Raw genomic sequence first — 11,322 nt, forward strand, 5'->3', positions numbered from 1 at the left:
TCGCTCACACATCGACACAGGCAAGCGCCCTCTCCTTGAAACAGCAGAGCGCGCTTGCCACTAGTCAACGCGCCTCTAGATCGCCATTGATCACTCGGGCAAGTCCCTGTGGGTTCGCTTGCTGTACAGCCGCTGGGAGCAGCACATCCGGCAAATCCTGATAACACACCGGGCGTAGGAAGCGGTCAATGGCGCTGGCGCCCACAGAAGTGAACATAGCGTTGGACGTGGATGGGAAAGGACCTCCATGCACCATGGCGTGGCATACCTCGACTCCGGTCGGAAAACCATTGGCCAAGATGCGCCCCGCCTTGCGCTCCAGCACGGGGATGAGGCGCTGCGCGTCGGCATAGTCTGCGGGATCGATCTGCAGCGTCACTGTCAGTTGGCCCTCCAGTTGCTCAGCCAGTTGGAGAACCTCATCGAAGTTTTTGGCCCGAATGACAATAGAGGCCGGGCCAAACATCTCCTCCTGCAGCACAGGCGATGACAACAGGCGCTGCACATCCGTCACATACAGCGCGGCCTGCGCAGCATTGTGCAGTCCATCCGCAGGCTGCCCCTGTGCAACTTTCTCCACACCTTCCGCACCACCAACCTTGGCAACGCCGGCATCAAAGGCCTGGTGAATGCCCGGCGTCAGCATGGTCTGGGCCGGCTTGGTGGCAAGCGCCTGGCTTGCGGCATCGATGAAGCGCTGCACATTGCGGTCACCAATGACCACCACCATCCCAGGATTGGTGCAGAACTGCCCCGCCCCCATCGTCAGCGAATCGGCAAAACCGCGCCCTATCGACTCTGCACGCGCGGCCAGGGCGGCCGGCATCAGAAACACCGGGTTGATGCTGCTCATCTCCGCGTAGACGGGAATGGGTTCCGGGCGTGCGTTGGCGATGCGCATCAACGCAAGCCCTCCCTGGCGCGATCCGGTAAAGCCAACGGCCTTGATGGCAGGATGTGCTACCAATGCTTCACCCAGCTTGCGCCCGGCGCCCATCAGCAGGGAAAACACCCCTTCGGGCAACCCCAAATCTCTGACCGCTTTCTGAATCGCTCGACCCACCATTTCGGAAGTGCCTAGATGGGCGCTGTGGGCCTTGACGACCACAGGGGCACCTGCAGCCAAGGCCGACGCCGTATCGCCCCCTGCCACCGAGAACGCCAGCGGGAAATTGCTCGCACCGAACACCGCCACCGGGCCCAGTGCCATCTTGGCCAGGCGCAGGTCGGCACGTGGCAGCGGCGTGCGCTCGGGCTGTGCGTGGTCGATGGCGGGGCTCATAAAACGGCCATCGCGCACCACCTTGGCAAACAGCCGCAACTGTCCAACCGTGCGCCCACGCTCGCCTTGCAGGCGCACCAGCGGCAGGCCGCTTTCGGCCATGGCGCGCTCGATCAGGGCATCGCCCAAAGCCATGATGTTGTCGGCAATCAGCTCCAGAAATTCTGCACGCTTGGCAAGCGACAGCTGACGGTAGGGATCAAATGCCTGCGCCGCCAACTGGGCAGCCCGGTCCACTTCGGCCTGCCCTCCCATACCGAACGTGGGCGTTGCGATGAATTGATCCATGCGGGGATCGAACGCTTGCTGCTGTCTTTCTGTACCGCGCACCGAACTCGCGCCGATAAGCATTTCGCCAGTAATTTGCATCTTTGTCTCCTAATGTGTTTATGGATCGGAATGGCAGAGCTCCAGCCGACCAGGAAGTGCAAGCAACGCCTGGATAACGCACGATCTCGTCAGGAATATGAGCGCCTTTGAAAATCATAAAGTATCTTGTTAATATATTTAAATTATCCTTGGAAAATTTTCCACCAATCTTGACAGGCTTCTTTGCCATTCAGCGCAACCAGGGCACGTCAACAAGCAGTCCATAACCAAGCACAGGAGCACGCCATGGAACTCATGCCAAACATCGACCTGAACCACCCTGGCCAAAGTGCTCAAACAACCGCATCGAAACCAGGCCACACTGCACTGACGCTGGATGAGGTGCACAACCTGGCCTATCGCGTATTTACTCACCTCGGCCTGTCTGCTGAACATGCGCAAGCCATTGCGCGCGTGATCACAGCGGGAGAGCGCGACGAGTGCCATTCGCATGGCATGCACCGGGTTCTATCGTGCGCTCGCACGCTTCAGCATGGCGCTGTCGTGCGCGATGCCATACCCATCATCAGCGACCGCGGACCTGGCGTCGTCGCCGTCGATGCACAGCGCGGCTTCTCACAACTCGCTTTCGAGGTGGGCAGCAAAGTACTGCTCGAGAAGGTCCGGACAACCGGGATCGCAGCCTTGGCCATCAACAACTGCTATCACTTCTCAGCCCTGTGGCCCGAAATCGAAGCCTTGGTCGAGCATGGCGTTGCGGCCCTAGCCATGACTCCCAGCCATTCCTGGGTGGCCCCTGCGGGCGGAAGCCGACCTGTTTTCGGAACCAACCCGATCGCCTTTGGTTGGCCCAGGGTCGGTGCTCACCCCTACATTTTTGACTTTGCGACCAGCGAAGTGGCCCGCGGTGAAATTGAGCTCTACCAAAGAAGCGGTCGCGCACTGCCCGAAGGCTGGGGGGTCGACGCCGAAGGCGCCCCAAGTACCGATGCCACAACCGTACTCCAACAAGGCGCCATGCTGACTTTTGGCGGCTACAAAGGTTCGGCCCTGTCGACCATGATCGAGCTGCTGGCCGGGCCATTGATTGGCGACATGACCAGTGCTGAGTCCCTGCGCATCGACGATGGTGCCGGTGCAACCCCGTGTCATGGCGAAATCGTTATCGCATTTGATCCCCAATTTTTCAGCCCGGGCAATTTCATCGAAGAGCGTCAACGTGCTGAAAAGCTGTTCGAGAGTATTACCGGCCAAGGGGCGCGCCTGCCTTCCCAACGCCGCTTTACTGCAAGAGGCCGCAGTCTAGCCAATGGATATGTGCAGATCCCCGAGCCCTTGCTGCGTGACATCCAGCAGCTGTTGAACTAGGCTCATGAGAACATGCTCGCATGCCTCTGCTGAGGAGGAAGGATCCAGATGAAGAGTTTTGTCACAGGCTGCACCAAGCGCCAAGCCCATGATGTATTCTAAATATCGGATCAATATAATCAAAACCCCGCCATCTCTGCTCTTGCGACACGATGGCGACAGCACGCTTTTTTGATGCCAACTTCCAAGAAATCTCCAGCTGCACGTGTAAAAGCCGCTGCCACAAAAACCAAGACTTTGCCTACGGTGAAGCGCCGTGCTGCAGACCTTGCCTACGACGCCATTGAAACCATGCTGTCGACCATGCAGCTTGAGCCTGGAAGTCCCATCGTGGAGGCGGAGCTGGCAGAGCGCACTGGCATGGGCCGGACGCCTGTGCGCGAGGCATTGCTGCGCATGATCTCCATCGACTTGATCGTCCAGCAGCCGCGCCGCGGACTACTGGTTTCCAACATCGATCTGGCAGAGCACCTGGACGTCATCCAGACACGCAGGGTTCTGGAGAATCTGTTGGCGGCTTGCGCTGCCCGGCGAGCCTCGGTGCAGCAGCGCAAAGATATCCTCCAATGTGCCAAGCAGATGGTCGCTGCAGCCAAGCGCGGCAACCTGGAAGAGTACATGCATGAGGATCATGCGCTCGATGCCATCATCCATACTGCCAGCCGCAACCGTTCAGCAGTCAAAAGCGTCACGCCTCTGATCGTGCAGTGCAGACGTTTTTGGTATGCCTACCAGCATGAAGGCGATATCCTTGAAGGCGCACTTGCTCATCTGGAGCTGGCTCAGGGTATCTCTACCGGGGATGAAGCGGCCGCCATTACCGGCGCCAACCGCCTGATGGACTATCTGGAAGCTTTTGCCAGACGCATTATCGAAAGCTAAACAGCAGACCGCTCCCAGGGGGGGCGGCCTGCTGTGCATATTCATGGCGCCTCCCAATCGGCGCCCCCTGATCATCAATCAGAGCTTGGCTCCCACCGCGCGCAGTTCTGCAATCTGAGGCGCTTTGGGCAGCCAGATCTTGTCGAAGGCATCAATCGCAGGCTTATTGTCAAAGGCATTGATATCGCGAATGACAATCGACTCCTTCTTGAGTTTCTCCAGCAGGCCAACCTCTGTCGTCACGATATCGTTGATCTGGCCGTCCAAGGCTTGGCTGGTCAATTGGCGAATCAGGTCACGGTCCTTCCCATCCAGCGTAGCCCAGATACGACCCGAGAACAGTGGTGCCACAGGCATGAACAGCGCGTTCATGGGCATCATCAGTTTCGACACCTTGTCAAAGCGCTGGCTCCAAGAGAGCTCTATATCCGCCTCGAGCCCATCCACTTGTCCATTGGTCATGGCATCGAACACCGCTGGTGTGGGAATGGGAGTCGGCGCTGCCCCGAAATACTGGTAGAAGTCACGGTAAACCGGCGTCGGATTAATACGCAGCTTCATACCCTTGAGGTCATTGGGCGTCTTGATCTCCTTGTTCGAGAACACCACACGCATGCCTGTGATGCCCCAGCCCAAACCGATGCAGCCGGTTTCGCGCGGCAGCACATCCAGCAATTTCAAGGCTGCAGGCGTCTTGACCAGCTTCGCTACAGCAGCAGTGGATCGGACAAGATATGGCGCGTTGATCAAGGCTACGCTCGGAACACGCGTTCCCAGCTCTGCCGCCTGAATCCACCCCATGTCCAGCGCACCCGATTGCAGCTGCTGCATCATGGCCGACTCATTACCCAATTGACCCGAATGAAAGACGGTCACCTTGAGCCTGCCATTGGTTTCTTTCGCCAAAGCTTCTCCAAACTGCACCGCCGCGCGATTCCACGAATGCCCAGCAGGCGTGATGACGCCTAAGCGCAGTTCCTTGGCCGCAGCCGCACGCGAAGGCGTCACAAAGGCCAGTGGAGCAGCGGCAACAGCCGTGGTCTGAAGAAAGTGGCGTCGATTGAGTGTCATGAAAAACTCCGTAGAGGGAAAGGCGAAGCAGGGCGAAGAATCGGATCAGTTCAGCAGACCCAACGACAAGCTGGGGAACAGCGAGAGCATGACAAGTGCCACGCAACTGATGATGAAGAATGGCAACGTGACGACGAACATGGGACCCGGCTTGGCACCAGTGACCGCTGCAGCCACGAAGAAGCTCAGCCCCACCGGCGGCGTCATCAATCCCAGCACCAGGTTGATGACGATCACCACTCCAAAGTGGCGGGGATCGATGTGGTAGATCTCGGTGGCGATGGGCAGAAGAATCGGCGCGGTCATGATCAAGCCTGGAATGCCGTCGATCACCGTGCCAATGACCAGCAAAATCACGTTGACCAGCAGCAGGAAGGTAATCGGGTCATGCGCCACGGTCTGCACCCAGGCAGCGACCATCTGAGGCACCTTGCCGTATATCAACAACCACGAGAACACTGCCGCTGCTGCAACCAGAAACAGCACGATGGCCGAGTAGATGCCCGAACGCAGCATGATCGCGCCCAGGTCTGAGTATTTGAATTCACGGGTCACATAGCGACCGACCAACACTGCGCTGATCGCGCCCACAGCGGCAGCCTCCGTGGGGTTGGCGAAGCCGGTGAGGATGGAACCCACGATGACCAGCGGAATCAACAATGTCGGGCTGGAAACCAGCACGGTCTTGGCCCGTTCGAGCAAGGTTCGCTTGGGGCTGCGTGGATAGTTGTAGATCACGCCCATACAGGCAATGACTGCAAAGAACAGCACCGTCAACAGAACACCTGGCAATATGCCTGCGATCAGCATATCGCCCACCGCGACCTGGGCCAGCACGCTGTAGACCACAAACATCACCGACGGCGGAATGATCGGACCCAACATGCCGCCATACACGGTCAGGCCTGCAGCAAAGGTCTTGTCATAGCCTTGCTTCTCCATCTCCGGCACCATCACCTGCGACATGATGGCCACCTGCGCCGTTGCGGAGCCAATGATGGATGACACCAGCATGTTGGCCAGGATATTCACATAGGCAAGCCCGCCCTTGATGGAGCCCACAAAAGCCATCGACAAGTCCACCAGTCGGCGTGTAATGCCGCCGCTGTTCATGACCTCACCGATCAAGATAAATAGCGGTATGGCGATCAGGCCATAGCTGTCCACCCCCCCGAACATCTGGGAAGGAAAGGACTGCAGCAACACCGTGTTCTCGGTGTTGTAGATATAAAAAATCCCCGAAAGGCAAAGACAGAGGCCGATGGGAACACCCACCATCATGATTGCGATGAAGAAAATGGAGGTCAGCATGTCAGTTCACCGCGTCCGGGTTGGTTGCCGCAAAGCCAGGGTGCTGGCGCTTGGGTGCGAGGCTCATGTCTTCCAACAGGTTGGCAAGTGCATGCAGGCTCATACAGACTGCGAAGATCGGCATGATCAGTTGCAGCACCCAGACCGGCCACTCCAGCGTCTGGGTGTGTTCGGTATAGAGAAAGTTAAACGACTCCGCCGCGTATTCCTTGGCATCAAACCCCTTGCTGGCAATACCAATGGGATCCATCCAACGCCAGCACATCGCAAAGAGCGCCAAAGAAAAAAACAGCACTCCGACCGTGGCAATCACCTTGGCACGCCGCGCGTTGCGAGGACTCAGCTTATCGGTGAGCATCGTCACTGCAAAATCCAGTCGCAGGCGCGTCATGACCGAAGCACCGATGAAGGTGAGCCAGACCACGGTGTACACCGCCGCTTCATCCACCCAGTACAGCGGCATGCCGCTGTAGCGTGTCACCACATTGAGCAAAATGAGTGCGGTCAGAAAACACATCGCGAAGGTGAGCAACCACCGTTCTATGCGCAGCAGCGCATCAGAGGCATCCAGCACCCAGCGCACAATCCATGGCGGCTGCTTGATGGCGGTAGCGGGTCGGGTTGTATCGTCCATATAGGTTCTTTAGATTTGACGAAATGAGGCGCAGAAGATTGAATACATCTCAAAAATATATTAAATATATTAGAAGTTCTTTCAATTGATCCAATAGGTGTTTGCCTGGAAACCCGGCGAAACTGCTAACCCTGGTTCCTGGAAGATGCAAGCTTCCGATCTGGATCGATGCCCCAAAAAAAGCTCCCCACGGGGAGCTGACTCACGCTGGATCAATGACTCAGACCCTTGGACCAGGCGGCATACCAGTTGCGAAAGAGTTGATACTGGGATTCGGCATACCGGCGTTGTGAGTCGGTCAATACATCGCTTGCATTGAAGTGCAGCGTGTACTCCTTCTTGCCGTTGAGGACCAGCAGGTGCTTGTAGTACAGAACCAGATCCGTGCCTTCGTCAAAGGACGACAGCACAGCCAGTGCAGCATCCAACTCCTGGGCTTGACGCCGAGCAACGACATCTCCCAGGGCTGCTTTTTTGCTCAGCTCAACCAGGAGCAGAACTTCCTTGGGTAGTGCATTGCCAATGCCCGTAATGCAACCCGTCGCACCGCAATTCACAAAACCATAGAACACCTGGGTGTCGACACCCGCCATCAATGTGACGTCGTTGTCTTTCGAGGTGATGTGCTCTGCGGCATAGCGCAGGCCTTCTGCACCACCGAACTCCTTGAAGCCGATCAGGTTGGAGTACTTGGCGCGCAGCTCAAAGAACATGTCGGCGCGAGTTGCAAAGCCGTAGTGTGGGCTGTTGTAGATCACGGCCGGCAGCTTCGGGGCGGCTTCCAAAATAGCAGTGAAGTGGGCTTTCTGCGCAGCCAGGGAAGTGCCGCGCGACAACACCCGAGGAATCACCATCAACCCCTGTGCTCCCACTTTCGCAGCGTGGGCGGCATGAGCCACGGCTTCTTTCGAGTTCACCGCGCCGGTCCCCACAATGGTCGGGATACCTGCGGCCACCAGCCTGGCCACGCCCTCTTGGCGTTGCTCTGCCGTGAGAAGAGGCCAATCCCCCATGGATCCGCAATACACAACAGCGCTCATGCCTGCGGCCATGAGCTCTTTGCCCATGGCGACCAGCGCGTCGTAATCTGGCGTGCCTTGTGCGGTGCATGGAGTCATGAGTGCAGGAATGGTGCCGGTAAAGATGTTCGTTTCCATAAAACTACCCTTGTAAAAAACCACCTAAGAACACCGCCTTCAGTTCCGCGCAAGTCCGTTGCACGAAACCGTTTTTTGGGATAACGCACGCTGCATCAGCGCACGGAATCCAGATGAGCGGTGAAATACCTCGTCTTTAAATAGACTGTAAATATATTTGGAATATTCGGAAACGAAGACTAAGTAGTTCTTAGGCGTTATGCAATAGGGTTCTCCTGGATACCTCGCCGAGATCGCCACCGCCCTCCCGTTGCATCCAGGCAGCGGTCCGCTCACGACTATGGCCCCGCAGCGGCAGAAGCACCGCCCTCAGTTACTGCCCGGCGCTGCGGTCAAACCCGGCGCCGGGCCACGCTGACGCTGCGCCAGGGTCAGGATGCACAGGTGATCGTTGTATGGAACACAAACCGCTCATGGAGGCAGCTTTGCGCTGGTCCCGGTCGCATGCCGACGGGACTGCCTCTTGCATCCCAGTTCGATGAGTTCGCGCGCTTGTTCCACATGGTCGCGGACGCGCTGAATGCGATGTTCGTCATCGCTCATTACCGCAGTTCCAGTCTGCCAGCACCAAGGACCAAGTGCATTGACGCAGTCCACCTCAGCCCTGCCCCATGCACGCATGGGATGAAGTCAAGCGCAGGCCCAGGACTGAAAATCCACAGGTCGCAGAGACAAGGTCACTGCACTGCAGAAGCTATCGTCTGAGCAGCATCACAGATGCATAAGTCAGGATGATCTGAGACTGCTTCCACTGAATAGGTTGAGGGTAGCTTACGCTGCACTACCCTCACCGCGCTCGCGCACCCAGAGCACGATGCCGCACAGCATCACGATCACCTGCGTGCCTATCAGCGCCGCGAAGCCTGCAAAGAATCCCGCCGCCACGCCGCCGCGGGCCGACAGCGCACCTATCACCGCACCCATGATGGCCGGCATGAAGCCCGCGACCAGGCTGCCCGCGCCGTTGACCACGCCATAGGCGCTGGCCACATGCTCGGGCCGCGCGCAGTGCTGCACGGTGCTCGGAATGGCCGGGCTCATCAGTCCCCAGCAGAAGTTGGCGGCAATCAGGCAATAGGCCGCTGCATAGCGGTCTTCCATATGGATGGCCAGCCACACGGCGATCGCCACGCCGAGGCTGCCGAAAACAAAGATCAGCGGCACCTGGCGGCGCGCGATGCGGTCGATGATCATGCCTCCGACGAAGACCGCCGCCACGCTCGCATATTGCGGCAGCGAAGCCAGCCAGCCCATCTCGCGCATGGAAAAGCCGCGCGACTCCTTGAGATAGGCGGGCAGCCAGTTGCTGCTGCCCCAGAGATAGGACAGAAAGGCCGCCGTGAGAATGGTGATCAACCACAGATAGCGCGTGTGCATGGCACCGCGCACGATCTGGCCGACCTGGCCCACGGCCTCGCCCACCGACTGAGGCTTGGGCATGCCGGTCTCCACCTTGGGCATGCGCACAAAGGCCCAGACCAGCGGAACGCCCAGCAACACGTTGATCAGGCCCAGCACATGGAACGAGGTCTCCCAGTTGTGGCCCACGACCAGGTAGCCGACGAAGGGATAGCCCACCGCCAGGCCCAGCCCGGTGCCCATATTGACCAGGGAGTTGGGTTTGCCGTTCTCGCGGCTCTCGAAATGCGCCTTGATGTAGCTGCCTGCCAGCGAGAACAGCGGTCCCTCGGACACACCCAGCAGAATGCGCGATGCCAGCAGCAGCCCGTAGCTGTTCATGGCCGGCGACAGAAAGGTCACCACACCCCACAGCAGCAGCCCCGCGAAAAGGCTGCGGCGCACGCCGAACAACGCCGCACAGAACGGCGTGAGCACAAAAGACGAAACACCGTAACCGACCATGAAGGCCGTGGCCAGCAGGCCCTGGCGCGTTCGGTCGTCAGGGGTGAGGCCGATGTGCGACAGAAAGTCGTGATCGGTGATGAGGACCGAGATATTGATCCGATCCACGTAGGAAATGGCGACGATCACGAACAGCGTGACCACGCCCCACCAGCGCAACGAGCGTGAGTCTTTCATGATAGGAGTCCGGCTAGCGTTGAGAGAGAAAAGCCGGGACCGGCACCCGCCGGCCCCGCCAGGGCGCACGTCCTGGCGGGCGCGCGGTACGACGGCAGTGATGCCGCCGACACCCCGAGGCCGACCGATGCCGGCCCGACGGGGCAGGATCAGAAGAAGTGGCGGATGCCCAGTTCCAGGCCATTGGAGTTGCCGCCCGGCGTGGTGCCGGGAGCGCTCAGCCCCTGCACGCCGATGGACTTCGCTGCCGAGCCCTTGTTCTTCAGGAAGGCATAGGTGCCGTAGACCTGTGTGCGCTTGGAGAGGTTGTAGCCATAGCCCACGCTGATCTTGTTCCAGTCCGCATTGCTGCCGGACAGGTTGTAGTGGCCGAAGGAGGCACGGGCCTCGCCATTGCCCACGGGAGCGGTCACGCCCAGCTGCACGGCCGTGATCTTGGTGGAGCCACGCTTTTCCGAGGCCCACAGCAGCATGGGCTTGGCCACGCCGAAGTCGTAGGACAGGCCCACATTGTTCGCCGTCAGATTGGTGTCGCGGGTGTTGCCGTAGAGCCGGCCCGTGGCCAGCGCACCATTGAAAGCGCCCTGGCGATAACCCAGGCGCAGGCCGCGATAGTCGCCCTCGCGCTTGTTGGGCGCGCCGCTGGGCTGCTCGCCGAATGCCAGCTGGGCCTGACCGTAGAAGCCGCCCAGGTTCTGGGGCAGGAAATAGCTCACGGCGTTGCTGATCTGTATGGGCGCACCGCCAGTCGAGGGGATGCCCGGAATGCCCAGCATGGTGAAGGCACCCGTGCCGCCAACGCCGTTGGTCAGGAAGGGGTCGAAGATCAGCGTATTCAGAAAGGTGGCCGAATCATCGCGTCCCAAGCGCACCTCGCCCCAGTTGCCCATCAGGCTGACGGTGGAGCGGCGGTTGAAGTTCAGGCCGCCGCCCGTGGCCTTGCCGGCGCCGCTGTCCACATCCAGGCCGGCCTCGAGCCAGAATCCCGCCTTCAGGCCGCCGCCCAGGTCCTCTGTGCCTCGAAAGCCCAGGCGGCTGATGTTGGCACCGCCTGTGGAAAGACCGGTCTTGGAGGCTCCCGAGCCGCCCAGATGGGCAACGCCGACGTCGACGACGCCGAAAAGCTCGACCTTGGACTGTGCCGAAGCAGCACCGGGCAAGGACGCCAGGCAGGCTAGCGCCACGCCGAGGGCCGGCGTATGGATGGATTTCATGGTTTGTCTCCTCTAGGGGTGGTGGTGTTTCGC

At 59.4% G+C, this 11,322-nt stretch carries 9 protein-coding genes; 2 read left to right on the forward strand and 7 right to left on the reverse strand.

Translation table 11 applies throughout. The features are described from left to right. Positions 1–64: 64 nt before the first annotated feature. A complete protein-coding gene (locus FSY45_RS17435; RefSeq protein ID WP_046460465.1) occupies positions 65–1,651 on the reverse strand; it encodes an aldehyde dehydrogenase (NADP(+)) in 1,587 nt (528 codons plus the stop codon). 246 nt (positions 1,652–1,897) lie between these two features. Here FSY45_RS17435 and FSY45_RS17440 point away from each other — a divergent pair, with 246 nt between their 5' ends. Then, a complete protein-coding gene (locus FSY45_RS17440; protein WP_223305613.1) occupies positions 1,898–2,980 on the forward strand; it encodes an Ldh family oxidoreductase in 1,083 nt (360 codons plus the stop codon). Positions 2,981–3,151: 171 nt separating this feature from the next. Beyond that, positions 3,152–3,862 (forward strand): GntR family transcriptional regulator, encoded by a 711-nt coding sequence (locus tag FSY45_RS17445; RefSeq protein ID WP_012840221.1) that lies wholly within the window; start codon positions 3,152–3,154, stop codon positions 3,860–3,862. A 78-nt stretch (positions 3,863–3,940) separates the two neighbouring features. Here the strand turns inward: FSY45_RS17445 and FSY45_RS17450 are convergent, their stop codons facing one another. The 6 genes from FSY45_RS17450 to FSY45_RS17475 form a co-directional block, all read right to left on the reverse strand. Beyond that, entirely contained in the window at positions 3,941–4,933 is a 993-nt protein-coding gene (locus tag FSY45_RS17450; protein ID WP_046460464.1) for a TRAP transporter substrate-binding protein, read from the reverse strand. 45 nt (positions 4,934–4,978) lie between these two features. Next, positions 4,979–6,244, reverse strand: coding sequence for a TRAP transporter large permease (locus FSY45_RS17455; RefSeq protein WP_046460463.1), 1,266 nt, complete (start codon positions 6,242–6,244; stop codon positions 4,979–4,981). A gap of 1 nt (position 6,245) precedes the next feature. Further along, positions 6,246–6,878, reverse strand: a complete 633-nt coding sequence (locus tag FSY45_RS17460; protein ID WP_034350798.1) for a TRAP transporter small permease — start codon at positions 6,876–6,878, stop codon at positions 6,246–6,248. Between the two features lie 212 nt (positions 6,879–7,090). After that, positions 7,091–8,035 carry a dihydrodipicolinate synthase family protein gene (locus tag FSY45_RS17465; RefSeq protein WP_046460462.1) on the reverse strand — a complete coding sequence of 315 codons (945 nt, stop codon included), beginning with the start codon at positions 8,033–8,035 and terminating at the stop codon, positions 7,091–7,093. 771 nt (positions 8,036–8,806) lie between these two features. Then, complete coding sequence (locus FSY45_RS17470; RefSeq protein ID WP_039050292.1) at positions 8,807–10,075, reverse strand: MFS transporter; 1,269 nt, start codon at positions 10,073–10,075, stop codon at positions 8,807–8,809. A gap of 149 nt (positions 10,076–10,224) precedes the next feature. Continuing rightward, positions 10,225–11,289, reverse strand: coding sequence for a porin (locus FSY45_RS17475; RefSeq protein ID WP_046460461.1), 1,065 nt, complete (start codon positions 11,287–11,289; stop codon positions 10,225–10,227). Positions 11,290–11,322 lie beyond the last annotated feature (33 nt).

The organism is Comamonas sp. Z1 (genome assembly GCF_008121555.1).
Lineage (GTDB): Bacteria > Pseudomonadota > Gammaproteobacteria > Burkholderiales > Burkholderiaceae_C > Comamonas > Comamonas thiooxydans.